The organism is Lysobacter daejeonensis GH1-9 (genome assembly GCF_000768355.1).
Lineage (GTDB): Bacteria > Pseudomonadota > Gammaproteobacteria > Xanthomonadales > Xanthomonadaceae > Aerolutibacter > Aerolutibacter daejeonensis.
The window spans coordinates 66,611-81,527 of record NZ_AVPU01000005.1; the positions used below are offsets into that span (position 1 = coordinate 66,611).

Below are 14,917 nucleotides of genomic sequence, written 5' to 3' on the forward strand. Positions count from 1 at the left end.
GCGCGCCAAGTCACGCCCGCCGGCCCGCTGACGGCTGGGTCACCTGGCGCAGCGCGTCCAGCAGCGCATCAGGGCGCTCCAACGACAGCATCAAAGACTTGCCCGTGCGTGTCGGCAACCACAGCACGCGGCGACGCGTGGTAAGCAGGCAGAAGGCGCGGCTGCGGTCGCGCAGCAGGAACCAGCCGGCCTGGAAGCCGGGCAGAGCCATGCCAAACGCCTTCAGGATCGGCTTAAGTTCGGTGCGCTCGTCCAGGTCGACGATGCGCGCGCGCGCCATGTCCAGCTCGCTGGCATCCACGCGGTGGTTGAACATGGCGGCCTTCACCCGCAACTGGCGTGCATCCAGTTCAACCGCGCGACGCCCAAGTCCCCAGAAGGTGAACGTGGCCACCGATGCGACTGTCAGCAGGCCGAAGCCAAGTCCCGGCATGTCCGCTGCGTGCTCCGGACCCGACCAAGTTGAGCCGAAGGCAATCGCGATGACCACAACCGGGATCGCCAGCAAGCCGCCGAGCAGCCAGGCGGCGTGTGATGGCGGCGGTGTGACGGGAAATGCTTGGGGCATCGCAAACTCCGGGTCGTGTTGCACCCAACGGGTGCACTCCGATGCGGGGGGGCTGCAGGTCGCGGGAAGCGTCGGCAGTGGTCAGGCTGGCTTCTTGAAGAACAGCCGCGCGTAATCCGTCAGCGTGGGCACCTGCACTACGCTCACCAGCTCCCAGCCCTCCGCGCCGAGGCGGTCCAGCTCAGCCTGCAGGCGTTCGGGCATGGCTTCGAACATGCGTGGTGGCAGGTCTACCACGTGGTATTGCCAGTGTTGGGTCATGGGGCATCCTCCTCCTGGTCGGGTGCGGGGTGGGCTGGGCCGGGCAGGCGCCCGGCCTTGCGAAGTGCATCGCGCAGTACATATTCGATCTGCGCGTTGAGGCTGCGGAGCTCGTCGTCGGCCCAGCGCTGCGCCGCCGCCAGGACGTCGGCGTTGATGCGCAGCGGATAGGCTTTCTTCTCGGCCATGTCAGTCCCGGCGACGGCGCGCCATGCCCACGCCAATGGCGACGGTCAGTACGACGATCAGCGTGGCGATCATGGCGCGGGCCTCAGTACAACGTGCCGGCGTTGACGATGGGCTGGGTGGCGCGCTCGCCGCACAGCACCACCAGAAGGTTGCTGACCATCGCGGCCTTGCGTTCCTCGTCCAGTTGCACCGTGCCGTTCTTCTGCAACTCGGCCAGTGCCATCTCGACCATGCCCACCGCGCCGGCGACGATGCGCGTGCGTGCGGCGATGATCGCGTTGGCCTGCTGGCGCTGCAACATGGCCTGGGCGATTTCCGGCGCGTAGGCGAGGTGGCTGATGCGTGCGTCGATCACCTGCACGCCGGCATCGGCCAGGCGTTCGGCCAACTCGCTCTGCAGGTGGGCGCTGATCTCGGTGGCGTGGCTGCGCAGGGCCAGCTGGCCTTCCTCGTGCTGGTCGTACGGGTAGCTGGTGGCCATCGCGCGCAGCGCCGACTCAGACTGGATGTGCACGAAGCTCTCGTAGTCGTCGACGTTGTAGACGGCCTCGGCGCTGTCGACCACCTGCCAGACGATGACGGCGGCGATCTCGATGGGGCTGCCATCCAATTCGTTGACCTTGAGCTTGCCGCTCTCGAAATTACGCACGCGCAGGCTGACCTTGCGCTTGGCGAAGAACGGGTTGTTCCAGCGCAGGCCGTTGTCCTTGACCGTGCCCACGTACTTGCCGAACAGGCTCAGCACGGCGGCCTGGTTGGGCTCGACCATGTACAGGCCGGCCATGGCGAAGCCGGCCACCGCGGCCAGCAGGGCGCCGCCGACAATGTGCAAGGCACTGGCTGCCTGGGCGCCGTTGATCGCCACCCAGATGCCTGCCAACAGCGCGGCGAGCAAGGCCAGCAGCATGGGAATGCCGGGCAGGGAACGGATGGGGTTCTCTTTCATGGCCGTGCTCCTTGAGGTTCTCGAAAATATTGATATCAATTTGATATCAAGTCAACTTCCGTTCGTCGGGCGGTGCGGACGGCCCAGCCGTATCGGCCCGGCCACTTCCCGGAGGCGCTGCTGGCTCTGGCGACCTAGCCGTGGCGCAGGGCGCTAGTACCGGACGCGGTAGAGCGGAGCGGGCACGAACTCCCCAGTGGCGTACACACTGTCGCCGTCCAGCGCCCAGCCCATTGCCTCGGCTTGCGGCAACCAGGGCAGGATGCGGGTCTGCGGTGCGCGCGCGACGGCGCGCCCCCAGCCTTGGCCGCGCGCGGTCGGGTAGAACAGCAGGTACCGATAGGTCATGACTGCCAGGGTACGGCCGTCCGGCGAGACGTCGGCCGCGGTCACATGGGCGTCGTAGCGGGCACGCTGCGGACGCTGGCGCAGGTCATCGGCGGAGGGCTGCGGCACCCCAGCCAGCGGGCCCAGGGCGCGGGCGGTCTGCACGCCCTTGTCGCGAGGTCGCAACGGCAGCGCGAACAACTCGGGGGGCTGGCGCTTCTTCGACACCAGCAGGATTTGGCCACGCTTGGCATCAACGGCCACGGCTTCGCAGTCGCGGGCACCATCCGGCCAGCGGAACGCGATGGACCAGGCGGGGGTCAGGCGGCCGTTCTCAAGCGTTCCTGGTTCCTCAATCACATGCAGCTGCAGTGTGCGACGCAACCCGCCGTTGTCGCCGGTATCGGCCAGGAGCAGGTAATCGCGGCCGTCGAGGCGGAAAGCGGCAATGTCTTCCCAGTCGGTTTTGTTGACGCCTTCCACGCGGTATGTGGCGCGGCGCAGGCCGCGCGTGCTGACAGCGAACAACCGCGCCGGGTTGCCGCCGTCGTCGTGCAGCCACAGCGTCCCGGGGTGGCGGCGCGATGTGGCCAGACCGCTGATCTCGCTGAGCTGCGGGTCCAGCAGGAAGCCGGAAACGGCCGTGCGTGCCGGCGCGTCATCGGAGCGGGCGCACGCGCCCACGACGACGATAAGTGGCGCCAGCAGCATCGCTCGCCAGATTCCGTGCGCGCATGTCCGCACCGGCCGTGCGGCGTGCGTGGCGCCCGACAGGGCGCGCAACCCTGCAGTCGGGACGCGGAAGATTCGCATGGGCACAGGATGGCCGGCACCATGGGCCACCGCAACCGTCCCGTCAGGACAGGGCGGTACAATGCCGCTCCTGTCCACAGCCCCTGATGCCCATGACCACGATCGGTACGCCGTTGTCCTCGTCCGCCTTCCGCGTGCTGCTGCTGGGCTCCGGTGAGTTGGGCAAGGAGGTGGCGATCGAACTGCAGCGCTTCGGCGTGGAAGTCATCGCCGCCGACCGCTACGCAGACGCGCCGGCCATGCAGGTAGCCCACCGCAGTCATGTCCTGGACATGCTGGACGGTGCGGCGATCCGCGAACTGGTGGCCAAGGAGCGCCCGCACCTGATCGTGCCGGAGATCGAAGCGATCCACACCGAGACACTGGTGCAGCTGGAGCAGGAGTTCACCGGTCGTGGCAGCCATTGCCGGGTGATCCCCACCGCGCGCGCCGCGCGCCTGACCATGGACCGGGAAGGCATCCGCCGGTTGGCGGCGGAGACGCTGGGCGTGCCGACCTCGCCGTATCGCTTCGTCGACACCAAGGACGAATACCTCGCGGCGATCGATGCCGTTGGCCTGCCGTGCGTGGTGAAGCCGGTGATGTCGTCCTCGGGCAAGGGCCAGAGTCTGGTGCGCAGCGCGGCCGACATCGATGCCGCATGGGATTACGCGCAGACCGGCGGCCGTGCCGGTGCCGGCCGTGCGATCGTCGAAGGATTCATCGATTTCGATTACGAGATCACGCTGCTGACCGTGCGCCATGCCGGCGGCACCACGTTCTGCGACCCGATCGGCCACCTGCAGCGCGACGGCGACTACCGCGAGAGCTGGCAGCCGCAACCGATGTCGCCGCTGGCGCTGGAGCGCGCGCAGGAGATCTCGCGCAAGGTCACCGATGACCTGGGTGGGTGGGGCGTGTTTGGCGTGGAACTGTTCGTGAAGGGTGACGAGGTGTGGTTCAGCGAGGTTTCGCCGCGGCCGCACGACACTGGCCTGGTCACGCTGGTGTCACAGGACTTGAGCGAATTTGCCCTGCATGCCCGTGCCATCCTCGGGTTGCCGATCCCCGTGATCCGGCAGAAGGGCGCCGCGGCGTCGTGTGCGGTGCTGGCCGAAGGTTATGGCGTGCCGGTGTTCAGTGGCGTGGACAAGGTCCTCGTGCACGCCGACACGCAATTGCGTCTGTTCGGCAAGCCGCGGGTGGAAGGCTCGCGCCGCGTGGCGGTGACGTTGGCACTGGGCGACGACGTCGAGCAGGCGCGCGCCATAGCGCGTGACGCGGCGGCGGCCTTGCACATCGACCTGCGTTGAGGAGTTCCATGGGTGACGTGACTGGATTTGCGGTCTTCTTCTTCCCCCAGGCGCTGGAGGCGTTGGGGGAGGCCATCAAGCCTTACCTGCAGGAAGGTCCGGCAGGCCCACACATCCTGTGCAGCGAGATCGACACTGGTGGCGCGCTCATCGAGATGACCATAGAGGCGCGCGACCTGGACGGGAAAACGGTCGAGCTGCAGCTGATGGTGCCGGTAAGCATGGTGCGGATGATCGTGTCCGCGCGTGGCGAGGCGGCGTTCGGTTTCGGCCCGCGCGTCGGCGCGCCCGTGCCGACCTTGCCGCCGGTCGGGCCCACGGCGGAGCCTGCGGCGGCACCGCCGCAGGCCGTGCCTTCACCGGCAACCCCCCAGACGCCGTCGCAAGTTCCTCCGTCGGGCCCGCCGGACACGTTGGGCGACCCGCCCAAGCCGGAGTGACCTGCCCCGTGCACTGACGGGAGGGGCGGGCGCAGGCATCAGCGCTGACTGGACAGCCGCGCCGCCGCAGGACGGTCAGTCGAGGGCGTGGTTGAAGTCCACCCACACCAGATGGTGGTCGCTGGCGCCGGCAAGGGCCGCATCGGGATCACCGCTGGCTGGCCAGAACACGCCATCGGCGAGCACGCGCAGGCCACGCGACGGCAACACGTAGTCCAGCCGCAGCGTGCCTGCCTTGGGCCCGAAGTCGCCGGTGTGGGCGGCGGTGTCGCCCTTGCGTGGAAGGCCTCCATCGGCGGCTCGTTCCACCGCACCCGCGCTGCGGGGAATGTGGTTGCCTTGCACGCGGGGATGATCGAGCAACTGGCGGATCGCGCCCGGCATGCCATCGCCGTCGTCCGGATCGGCGTTGTAGTCGCCCACGATCACGAACTGCGCCTGCGCCGGCAGGCCCCCGCAGCGACCAGCGTCGTCGCACAGCCACGGCTGGCTGTCACCCGACACGTATTCCTTCCACAGGCGGATTTCGTCGAAGTTGCGCGCGCCGTTGCGGTTCTCCGGGCCATCGAACACCGGCGGGGTGGGGTGCGCGGCCAGCAGGTGCACGGTGCCGCCAGGCGTGCGGATCGGCACGTCCCAGTGCGACTTCGACGACAGGCGCAGCTTCGTCCATGTCGCGGGTGCGTACCAGGCCTTTCCCGTGCGCGGATCACGCGGTTGCAGGGCTCCGGGCATGGTGCTCCAGCGCAGGTGCTGGAACGTGCGGATGGCCTCGCTTTCGATCGGGTAACGCGACAGCACCAGCATGCCGTACTGGCCAGGGTGCAGGCCGTAGCCCCAGGCATCGTTGCCGCGGCCCCGGCCATTGCCGCCGGCGGTGCCGTTGTTGTCCAGGTCCAGCCCGCTGGGTACGCCGGTGTTGACCGGCGCGAGGTAGCGGTACGGGTAGCGCAGGGGTTCGCCGCCCGCCTGCGCGACTTCCAGGTACTGGCGCTGGAACAGGTCCGCGGCGCGATGCGCGGCGTCGTAGTCGAATTCGTTGAGCAGCACGATGTCGGGGCGAACACGTTGCATCACCGCGGCAATGTTGCGCGCGTTGGCGTCCCCCGACTCCAGACGGCGGATCAGCCCGCCTTCCTCGTTGTCATACAACGATGTGTTGTAGGTCGCCACGCGTACGGGGACCACCGCGCCCATCTGTTCCGCCATGCTGTTGGCCCATGCCTCCGGGTTGCCTTGGATGTTGACCCGCATGCAACCAGCGGCCAGCGCAAGGATGGCCAGCGCCAGCAGCCATTGCGCGTGCCGGCGCAGTCCGCGGGATGTTGCGTGGGTCATGCATAGTCTCCGAAATCCAGGTCGCGCCACCTGCGACCGTCGAAGCCTTCGAGCGGCCGGAAGCGGCGCTTGTAATCCATCTTGGGGTGCCTGGCGATCCAGTAACCCAGGTACAGGTGGGGGCGGTGCTCGCGTCTTGCCCACTCCAGTTGCTTGAGGATGGCCAGCGTGCCCAGTCCGCGCTCGCGCAGGTCTGGGTCATAGAACGTATACACCGCGGACAACGCGGTTTCGATGACATCGGTGACAGCTACGGCCAGCAGCCGGCCGTCCTCGCGCAGTTCGATGAAGCGGCCTTCGTTCCAGCTCCCTACCAGGAATTGGTCGAATTCCATCGCGCCGTGCGTGTCCATTCCGCCATCGTGGTGGCGTGCGGACAGGTAGCGGCGGTAGAGCGCGAAGTGTTCGTCGGTGCGCTCGGCGGGGCAGACGCGCATCTCCACCCGTGCATTGCGCGCCAGGCAGCGGCGCTGGCTGCGGTCCGCGGTGAAGCGGGCCACCGGGATGCGCACCGCAACGCACGCGCGGCAGCCGGGACAATGCGGGCGATAGACGATGTCGCCGGAGCGGCGGAAGCCCCAGCCAAGGGCGAGCGGGTAGTGCGCGGCCATGCGTGGGTCGCGCGGGTCGAACACCAGGTCGCGGGCGATGCGGTCGGGCCAGTAGCCGCAGGGATGCTCGCCGGTGTGGAACAGGCGGAGGTCATCCGGCGGCGGCACGGGATTGTCGCGCATGGCATGAGCATAGCGCCGCGCGCGGGGCTGTGTGGCGTGCCGATTGCGGCAGCCAGGATGGCACGCATTCAGTCCCGGATCCCAACGACGGACGCAGTCCGATGTGGTCGACTGCGCTGCCCCCGGGGTCAGGTCGATACGTGGCGCAGCGTCTTCACCACCTTCCACTGGCCGTCGACGCGGCGCACTTCGAAGGTCTTGTAACGGGCCCACATGCGGTGGTGGTACGCGCTGAACTCCACCGTGCCGGCATCTGGCGCGGTGGGCCGGAAGGCGGTGACCTCGAGGATCTCCGCGTCCTTGCCCGAGGTGCCGTGGTAGCTGCCCTTCTCGACGTCGGGCACGCGCGCGCAGTGGGTCCCCGGTACGATCAGGTGGTCCTGGCTGCCCACGCCGCGCATCACGTCCGGCAAGGGGTTGCGGCCGTCGACCGACAGGCACACCACCGGCATCACCGTCTTCGGAATCTCGGCGTTGAGCACGGCAATGGCGATACCATCCAGCGTGGGGGCGACGGAGCCATCGAACGGTGGCGAAGCCAGTTCCGGGGCCGGGGTCGCCGCCTGCTTGAGCGAATGCACCATGGCCAGGCCAAGGATCACGGCGATGCCAAGCATCAGCCCGACCTTGATCCGCCACGCGCGCTTCTCGGCCGGGGATTTGCCATAGCGCTCCTCCTCGCTCCGGAACGTGGGCGTGAGGAAGCTGGATTCGCCGGGACGGGTGGAGTCGAGCAAGCCGGCCTGGCGCAGCAACTCGCGCGCGCGCACCTGGTCCTCCGACTGCACCACCCACACCGCCGGCCGGACCGCGCTGTCCTCGCGGTAACTGAAGGTGCCGCGACGGTTGCCCTTGTAAGAGCGACCGTCGCTGATGCGCACCTCGATGCCGTCGTCGCTGAGCAGTTTGGCAACCGCCTCGACGTTTTCGATGCGGGCACTGCTGAAGACCTGCCGCACCGGTCAGTCCTTGCCAGCGGCCGGCGCGGCGGGCTTCTGCACCACGCGGATCAGGCCTTCCTGCGCGGTACTGGCCACCAGGTGGCCATCGCGGTCGAAGATCTGCCCGCGGGCCAAGCCGCGACCGCCCTGCGCGCTGGGGCTGTCGATGGAATAGAGCAGCCAGTCGTCGGCACGGAACGGACGATGGAACCACAGCGCGTGGTCCAGCGAGGCCATCTGCACGTTGGGCTGGTAGTAGCTGATGCCGTGCGGGAAGGTCGCGGTGCCCAGCAGGTGGAAATCCGAGGCATAGGCCAGCAGGGCGCGGTGCAGCTCGGCCGCGTCGCCCACCTTTTCGGTCAGGCGGAACCAGACCTGCTGGTAGGGCGGGCGCTTGGGCGGGTTGAGCTCGTCGCGCGGGTACACGTGGCGGAACTCGAACGGGCCCTGGCGGGTGAGCCAGCGCTGCACCTTGATCGGCAGGGTCGCCATCACCTCCGGAGGCACGGCCGCCGCCGGCTCGATGTCCTCGGGCTTGGGCACCTCGGGCATCGACAACTGGTGCTCGCCGCCGTCTTCCTCCTTCTGGAACGAGGCGGCGAGGAAGAAGATCGGCTGGCCGTGCTGGATGGCGGTGACGCGGCGCACCGAGAAGCTGCCGCCGTCGCGGGTGCGGTCCACCTGGTAGACGATGGGCGCCTCGATGTCGCCGGCCTTGAGGAAGTAGGCGTGCAGCGAATGCGCCGTGCGCGGGTCCAGCATGGTGGCCTGCGCGGCCGACAGCGCCTGGCCCAGTACCTGCCCACCGAACACGTACTTGGTGCCGATGTCGCGGCTCTGGCCGCGAAACAGGTTGTCCTCGAGGCGTTCGAGCGAAAGCAGTTCGATCAGCTCGGAGACGTGGGATGTCATGGGCGCGGGTGCCGTGGAATCTGGTCGGCCAGTATAGCGGGCGGGTCAGGGGCCTTTCCGTGGCGCTGCCCGGGCGGGTCAGGGGGGCGTCAGTGAGGGTTGCAGCCGCTCCAGCGGCACTGCCCGCAACACCTGCGCCCACGGAAACCAGGGACCGGGGTCGCGTTTGCGCGGGACCATGCGCGACGGGTCGTCGCTGGCCTCGACCTCGGTGGTGTCCAGGTCCTCGTGGCCGGCGATCATTCGCAGGCCGGGATTCTCCGCGCCCAGCTGCCGTAGCAGCGCGATCAACGCATCGATCTGCACCGCCGGATAGGGCTCGTCCATGGTCTGGTGGCCGGCGGCCAGCCAGTCCGGATAGCGGCCGCGGTTGACCAGTTCGATGCCGATCGAGCGCGGGTTGTAGCCGCGGGTGTGGTGGGCTACACGCTCCACCGACACGTACTGGTGCACGCTGCCATCGCGGTCGACGTAGTAATGACCGCTGTTGCCGGTGCCCGAAGTGGGGTACAGCACCTCCTCGCCGTACTGGCGCGCCATCGCCAGGTCCGGCAGTTCGGTGCAGTGGATCACCACCAGGTCCACCTGTTCGCGCGGACGGGCGTCCAGCCGCGCTTCATAGGGCAGCAGGTCGACGTGGATGTGCAAGAGCGGCAGGTCGGGCGGCATGGGCCGGATGCTACCATTCGCCCCTGCACCGGAGCCTGCCGCGACGCGGCGCCCCCACGCCCGCTGCCCGTACTGCAGGCCCGACCTCGTCTCCCAGCCGGACCCTTCATGCGCGGACACTGCATCCTCTCCCACGGTTTCGAAAGCGGCCCCGACGCCACCAAGGTCACGGCGTTGGCCGAGGCGGCCGAGCGCGCCGGCTGGACGCACGAACGCCCCGATTACACCGACCTGGACGCCATGCGCGAGGTCACCGAGCTGGGTGACGTACCCGCGCGCCTGCGGCGCCTGCTGGCGCTCGCCCGCGCGGCCGCCGCCCGCGGCCCCGTGGTACTGGCCGGCTCCAGCCTGGGCGCGTACATCTCCGGCCTGGTCTCGCTGCAGGTGCCCGTGGCTGGCCTGTTCCTGATGGCGCCGCCGGTCCGCATGGGGCAGGCGCAGCCGTTGGCCGCCGCCGCGGTGCCCACGGGCATCATCCACGGTTGGCACGATGAGCTGATCCCCGCCACGCACGTGGTGGAGTGGGCCGCACCGCGCGCCGCCCGCCTGCTTTTGGTCGACGATGGCCACCGCCTGTCCGAGCACGTGGACACCAGTGCCAGTGAGTTCGGCGCCCTGCTGGCCAGCCTGCCATGAAGTTCTTCGCGAGCTGCGGCAAGGGCCTGGAATACCTGCTGGCCGATGAGCTGGTGGCGCTGGGCTGCACCCGCGCCACTGCTGCCATGGCCGGCGCCAACGTTGAAGGCACGCTGCAGGATGCGCAGCGTGCGGTGATGTGGTCGCGCCTGGCGAGCCGCGTGCTGTGGCCCATCACTGAATTCGACTGCCCCGACGAGCTGGCGCTGTACGCCGGTGTCGCGGCGGTACCGTGGCCCGAGCACCTGGCCTCCGGCCACACCCTCGCGGTGGATGCGCACGTGTCCGGCACCGCCATCACCCATGCCCGCTACGCTGCACAGCGGGTGAAGGACGCGGTGGTGGACGTGATGCGCGCGCAGACGGGCGCGCGCCCCGACGTGGACGTCGAAACGCCCGACCTGCGCCTCAACCTGGTGGTGCGCAAGGGGCGCGCGATCCTGTCGATCGACCTGGGCGGTGGCCCGCTGCACCGGCGCGGCTGGCGCCTGAAGCAGGGCGAAGCGCCGCTGAAGGAAAACCTGGCGGCCGCGGTCCTGCTGCGCGGCCAGTGGCCCAAGCGCCATGCCGAGGGCGGCGCATTGCTGGACCCGATGTGCGGCAGCGGCACGCTGCTGATTGAAGGCGCGCTGATGGCGGCCGACGTGGCGCCGGGCCTGCTGCGGCACGAGGGGCGCAGCCCGACGCGCTGGCGCGGCTTCGACAACGCCGCCTGGAGCGCACTGGTGGATGAGGCCCGCAAGCGCGAGACCGTGGGCCGCGCCGCCCTGAAGCCGGTGTTTTTCGGCAGCGACCTCGATCCGCACGCCATCCGTGCCGCGCGCGACAACGAAGTCATGGCGGGGCTGGTTGGTGTGATCCAGTGGAGCGTCGTCGATGTGTCGCAGTTGCCGTCGCGCGTGCGGGTGACGGGCGCCGCGACGTCGCCGGCGGATGCCGCGACACACGAGGGCACGTCGCTGCCTGCCACCGGTCTGGTGGTCTGCAATCCGCCCTACGACGCGCGACTGGCCGCCGATCCGGCGCTGTACCGCGCGCTCGGCGACGCGATGAAGACGGCGGTGCCGGGATGGACCGCCAGCCTCCTTTGCGGCGATGCCGAACTGGCGCGTGCAACCGGACTGCGCGCCTCGAAGACCTACCAGTTGTTCAACGGTGCGATCGAGTGCGCGCTGATCGTGGTCGATCCCATCCGTTCGGCGCGCGAGATGGCCCGCGAAACCGCCCTCGCCGAAGGCACCACTGAAGTGCGCCCGCTGTCGGAAGGCGCGCAGATGGTGGCCAACCGCCTGCGCAAGAACCTGCGCAAGCTCAAGGCGTGGCGCGAGCGCGAGCAGGTGACCTGTTACCGGGCTTACGACGCGGACCTTCCCGAATATTCAGCGGCCATCGACGTATACACCACCGATGAACCTACGCCGCGAACTTTCCTGCACGTGCAGGAATACGCCGCGCCCGCGACCATCCCCGAACCCGTGCAGCGTCGTCGCCTCAACGAGTTGCTCGCCGCCGCGCGCGAGGTGTTCGGCGTGCCGCGCGAGCATGTGGCGCTGAAGACGCGTGCCAAGGGCAAGGGCGGCAGCAAGTACGGCCACTTCGACAGCCGCGGCGAGTTCATCGTCGTACGCGAAGGTGACGCGCGTCTGCGCGTGAACCTGTTCGACTACCTCGATACCGGCCTGTTCCTCGACCATCGGCCGATGCGCCTGCGCCTGGCGGACGAAGCCCAGGACACGCGTTTCCTCAACCTGTTCGCCTACACCGGCGCGGCCACCGTGCACGCGGCGGTGGGCGGCGCGCGCAGCACCACCACCGTGGACCTGTCGGGCACGTACCTGCAGTGGTGCGCCGACAACCTGCAGGAAAACGGGATCGGCGGGCCGCGCCATCGCCTGATCCAGGCCGATGCGATGCGCTGGCTGGAAGAGGACAGCGGCGAGTACGACCTGGTGTTCTGCGACCCGCCCACGTTCTCCAACTCCAAGCGTGCCGACGACTTCGACGTGCAGGCCGTGCACGTGACGCTGCTGCGCGCCGCCATGGCGCGGCTCGCGCGCGATGGCGTGCTGTATTTCTCCAACAATTACCGTCGCTTCCGCCTGGACGAGGCTGCGGTGGCCGCGTTCGCCGAGTGCGTGGAGATCACGCCGCGCACCATTCCGCTCGATTTCGAGCGCGACGCACGGATCCATCGGTGCTGGCGACTGCGGCACCCCGGGGCGCGCTGACGTGACCCGCAGCCGGCCGCGGACGCACCGGACGCCTTGGTGGACCTTCTTCCGCCAGTGGCTCCGCAATCCGCGCCGGACTGCGGCGGTGGCGCCGTCCAGCGCCGAACTCGCCAGGGCGATGCTGCGTGAGTTGCCCGCCGATGCGCGGCGCGTGATCGAGCTCGGTGGCGGTACCGGTGCGGTCACCGCCGCGCTGCTGGAGGCCGGCATCGGCAGCGACGGGCTGCTGGTGGTCGAGCTCAACGAAGAGCTGCATGCCCACTTGAGCGCGCGCTTCCCACGGGTTCGCATCGTGGAGGGCGACGCGAGCGACCTGTCGCACATCGCGGCCGACTACCTGGCGTCGGGGCCTGCGGATGCCGTGGTGTCCGGGCTGGGGCTGTTGTCCATGCCGCGCGAGGTCCAGCGCGGGGTCATGGCCGCGGCGTTTGAATGCATGCGCGCGGACGGCCGCTTCATCCAGTTCACCTATGGCCCCGCGGCACCGGTGGCCGAGGATGTGGCGGCGGAGCTGGGCCTGCAGGTACGACGTGGCGCGTTCGTGCTGCGCAACGTGCCGCCGGCGACGGTGTATGTCTACACGCGCTGAATTTCGTCCGGACAACCTCGGGCTGCCCGGCAACTGATCACCAGGCCGCGTCGATCGACGCGGCCAAGTGTCGTGCTTGCATCAATTGCTGCTGAGCCGCTCGGTTTGGAAGCGAAGGCTCCGGGCCGTGGCGATCTCTTCCTTGAGTCCTTCGGCCGAGCTGGCCTGCAGCCAGATATGCGCCACGCGGCCGTCTGGCAGTTCCACCAGCGTCTCGCGTGTTTCCACGTTGGGCCGGCCGGCAACTTCGCTGCGGTACCAGTAGATGGCATGGCCGTCGATGGTGTCCTGCTCGACGCGGTTGCCGCGCTTGGGCTCGAACGGCGCCTTCGCCGCGATGTACACCCCGAATGCTTCCGTGCCATCGGCCCGCAATGCGCGGCAGAAATCGGTGCCGGCACCGGCGCGGTGTTCCCACGCCAGGACCGCGTTATCGGGCAGTTTCGGACAGCCGGCAGCCTCCTGCGCCTGGACGGCCCCCGCCGCAACCAACAAAGTCAGACAAAGGATTGGCTTGATCATGGTCGTTCCCCCTGGACACAGCCGCGACGCGGTTGTGATTTCGACCATAAAGCACAAATGGGGTCATTGACAAATAGCTAACAATCAGTTTCGGGTGCAACCGCCGGGGCAGTCCCCCGGCGCCGGTCAGCGGTCGGGCAGGGGGATGAACTCGTCGTCGCCCGGGACCGGCCCGAAACGGCCTTCGACCCAGTCCTGCTTGGCCTGTTCGATCCGTTCACGGGACGATGAGACGAAGTTCCACCACAGGTGCCGGGGACCGTCGAGTGGCTCGCCGCCCAGCAGCATGGCCTTGACCGGGCTGCGCGCGAACAGCCGGTGGGCGACGCCAGGATCCAGCACCACCAGATGCCGTTCGGGGATGTCGGTGCCGTCGAGTTGCGCGTCCCCCTCCAGCACATAGAGCGCGCGTTCGGCGTGGCCCGCGTCCAGACGGACCTCCGCGTCCACGTCCAGATCGATGGCCACGTACAGGGTGTCGTTGAACACCTTCACCGGCGATTCCTCGCCGTAGGCGCGGCCGGCAACCACGCGCAACCAGGCGCCTTCGCGGCGCAGGTGGGGCAGGGTCTCGGCCGAGTGGTGGAAGAACGCCGGGGCAACCTCCTCCTGCGACTTGGGCAGGGCTACCCAGGTCTGCATGCCGTGCAGGGGGTGCTCGCCTTCGCGCAGGGCGGCCGGGGTGCGTTCGGAATGGGCGATGCCGCGGCCGGCGGTCATCCAGTTCACGTCGCCGGGACTGATGTCCTGCAGGCTGCCCAGTGTGTCGCGATGGGTGATGGTGCCGGACCAGAGAAAGGTGACCGTGGCCAGGCCGATATGCGGGTGCGGGCGCACGTCGATGCCGCGGCCGGGCTCGAACACGGCAGGTCCCATGTGGTCCACGAAAACGAAGGGGCCGACCGAGCGCGCCTGCAGGCTGGGCACCGCGCGGCGCACCTGGAAACCGCCAAGGTCATGGACGCGGGGGACGATGATGGTGGTCATGGCACTGCTCCGTCGGGGAGACGGACAGCATGACACCATGCGCGCACGATTGCCGCCCGGAGAATGGAACGCCGCATTGCCCGGGGCAGGGAGTGGTGGCGATCAGGGCTGGGTGGAGTCGATCTGGAGGGTGGCCTTGGGGTGTTCGCCGAACTCCAGTGCCAGGATGCGCAGGGTAAACGCGCCGACTGGCGCGGTCGGTGCTTCGGGCAGGTTGAGGGTGAAGCGTCGCGCGCCGCCGCCGCCGGCCGGCCGATGCTCGAACACCACGTCGGCATCGCCTGCGCGGATGCATTGCACATTGGGCGGGCAGCGGGAGTCCGCGGCCACGGTCACGTAGGTGAGGGTGGCCTGGTCCGGCAGCACGGCTTGCTGGCCCGGTGCCATCACCGTCGGTGTGCCACTGGCCATGCGCAAGGAAGAACTGGCGCAGCCGGCCAGTGCGGCCGCCGCCAGCAGCGCGGCAACGGCGTGGCGCGGCGATCGTCGGGTGGCATTCGGCATGCGGCGCTCCGGCGGGCA

Annotated in this window: 18 protein-coding genes; 5 read left to right on the plus strand and 13 right to left on the minus strand. The window is 68.9% G+C overall.

The window, feature by feature from the left end; genetic code table 11:
- Window positions 1-10: 10 nt before the first annotated feature.
- From N800_RS15200 to N800_RS04330, 5 genes are all read right to left on the minus strand, one after another.
- Window positions 11-568, minus strand: a complete 558-nt coding sequence (locus N800_RS15200) for a PH domain-containing protein (protein ID WP_052107909.1) — start codon at window positions 566-568, stop codon at window positions 11-13.
- An 81-nt stretch (window positions 569-649) separates the two neighbouring features.
- Window positions 650-829 carry a DUF4177 domain-containing protein gene (locus N800_RS04315; protein WP_036135276.1) on the minus strand — a complete coding sequence of 60 codons (180 nt, stop codon included), beginning with the start codon at window positions 827-829 and terminating at the stop codon, window positions 650-652.
- Window positions 826-1,017 carry a type II toxin-antitoxin system antitoxin gene (locus N800_RS04320; protein WP_036135277.1) on the minus strand — a complete coding sequence of 64 codons (192 nt, stop codon included), beginning with the start codon at window positions 1,015-1,017 and terminating at the stop codon, window positions 826-828. The genes N800_RS04315 and N800_RS04320 overlap by 4 nt, the downstream gene beginning before the upstream one ends.
- Before the next feature lie 83 nt (window positions 1,018-1,100).
- Window positions 1,101-1,964 (minus strand): SPFH domain-containing protein, encoded by an 864-nt coding sequence (locus tag N800_RS04325; protein ID WP_036135278.1) that lies wholly within the window; start codon window positions 1,962-1,964, stop codon window positions 1,101-1,103.
- A gap of 153 nt (window positions 1,965-2,117) precedes the next feature.
- On the minus strand, window positions 2,118-3,002 hold the full coding sequence (locus tag N800_RS04330) for a hypothetical protein (protein ID WP_036135279.1): 885 nt from the start codon (window positions 3,000-3,002) through the stop codon (window positions 2,118-2,120).
- A gap of 194 nt (window positions 3,003-3,196) precedes the next feature.
- Here N800_RS04330 and purT point away from each other — a divergent pair, with 194 nt between their 5' ends.
- Window positions 3,197-4,396: a formate-dependent phosphoribosylglycinamide formyltransferase gene (purT, locus tag N800_RS04335; protein ID WP_036135280.1), complete on the plus strand. Its 1,200-nt coding sequence runs from the start codon at window positions 3,197-3,199 to the stop codon at window positions 4,394-4,396.
- An 8-nt stretch (window positions 4,397-4,404) separates the two neighbouring features.
- The gene (locus N800_RS04340) at window positions 4,405-4,836 is read left to right on the plus strand and encodes a hypothetical protein (protein WP_036135282.1); all 432 of its coding nucleotides are present in this window, start codon (window positions 4,405-4,407) and stop codon (window positions 4,834-4,836) included.
- A gap of 75 nt (window positions 4,837-4,911) precedes the next feature.
- Here N800_RS04340 and N800_RS04345 read toward each other — a convergent pair whose 3' ends face one another.
- From N800_RS04345 to N800_RS04365, 5 genes are all read right to left on the minus strand, one after another.
- On the minus strand, window positions 4,912-6,174 hold the full coding sequence (locus N800_RS04345) for an endonuclease/exonuclease/phosphatase family protein (protein ID WP_052107910.1): 1,263 nt from the start codon (window positions 6,172-6,174) through the stop codon (window positions 4,912-4,914).
- Entirely contained in the window at window positions 6,171-6,908 is a 738-nt protein-coding gene (locus N800_RS04350; RefSeq protein ID WP_036135283.1) for an arginyltransferase, read from the minus strand. The genes N800_RS04345 and N800_RS04350 overlap by 4 nt, the downstream gene beginning before the upstream one ends.
- Window positions 6,909-7,036: 128 nt before the next feature.
- On the minus strand, window positions 7,037-7,867 hold the full coding sequence (locus tag N800_RS15840; RefSeq protein ID WP_052107911.1) for a hypothetical protein: 831 nt from the start codon (window positions 7,865-7,867) through the stop codon (window positions 7,037-7,039).
- A gap of 3 nt (window positions 7,868-7,870) precedes the next feature.
- Window positions 7,871-8,761 (minus strand): acyl-CoA thioesterase II, encoded by an 891-nt coding sequence (gene tesB, locus N800_RS04360; RefSeq protein WP_036135285.1) that lies wholly within the window; start codon window positions 8,759-8,761, stop codon window positions 7,871-7,873.
- A 78-nt stretch (window positions 8,762-8,839) separates the two neighbouring features.
- Window positions 8,840-9,430 carry an N-acetylmuramoyl-L-alanine amidase gene (locus N800_RS04365; RefSeq protein WP_036135286.1) on the minus strand — a complete coding sequence of 197 codons (591 nt, stop codon included), beginning with the start codon at window positions 9,428-9,430 and terminating at the stop codon, window positions 8,840-8,842.
- 108 nt (window positions 9,431-9,538) lie between these two features.
- Between N800_RS04365 and N800_RS04370 the strand changes: the two genes are divergently transcribed.
- From N800_RS04370 to N800_RS04380, 3 genes are all read left to right on the plus strand, one after another.
- Window positions 9,539-10,066 carry an alpha/beta family hydrolase gene (locus N800_RS04370; RefSeq protein ID WP_036135288.1) on the plus strand — a complete coding sequence of 176 codons (528 nt, stop codon included), beginning with the start codon at window positions 9,539-9,541 and terminating at the stop codon, window positions 10,064-10,066.
- The gene (rlmKL, locus tag N800_RS04375) at window positions 10,063-12,294 is read left to right on the plus strand and encodes a bifunctional 23S rRNA (guanine(2069)-N(7))-methyltransferase RlmK/23S rRNA (guanine(2445)-N(2))-methyltransferase RlmL (RefSeq protein WP_036135290.1); all 2,232 of its coding nucleotides are present in this window, start codon (window positions 10,063-10,065) and stop codon (window positions 12,292-12,294) included. Before N800_RS04370 ends, rlmKL begins: the two co-directional genes overlap by 4 nt.
- A gap of 88 nt (window positions 12,295-12,382) precedes the next feature.
- A complete protein-coding gene (locus N800_RS04380; RefSeq protein ID WP_198032470.1) occupies window positions 12,383-12,886 on the plus strand; it encodes a class I SAM-dependent methyltransferase in 504 nt (167 codons plus the stop codon).
- A gap of 81 nt (window positions 12,887-12,967) precedes the next feature.
- On the opposite strand, the gene N800_RS04385 is transcribed toward N800_RS04380, so the two are convergent.
- The 3 genes from N800_RS04385 to N800_RS04395 form a co-directional block, all read right to left on the minus strand.
- Window positions 12,968-13,408: a hypothetical protein gene (locus tag N800_RS04385; RefSeq protein ID WP_156962872.1), complete on the minus strand. Its 441-nt coding sequence runs from the start codon at window positions 13,406-13,408 to the stop codon at window positions 12,968-12,970.
- A 126-nt stretch (window positions 13,409-13,534) separates the two neighbouring features.
- Window positions 13,535-14,395 (minus strand): pirin family protein, encoded by an 861-nt coding sequence (locus N800_RS04390; protein WP_036135294.1) that lies wholly within the window; start codon window positions 14,393-14,395, stop codon window positions 13,535-13,537.
- A 102-nt stretch (window positions 14,396-14,497) separates the two neighbouring features.
- Window positions 14,498-14,899, minus strand: coding sequence for a hypothetical protein (locus N800_RS04395; RefSeq protein ID WP_036135296.1), 402 nt, complete (start codon window positions 14,897-14,899; stop codon window positions 14,498-14,500).
- Window positions 14,900-14,917: the final 18 nt, after the last annotated feature.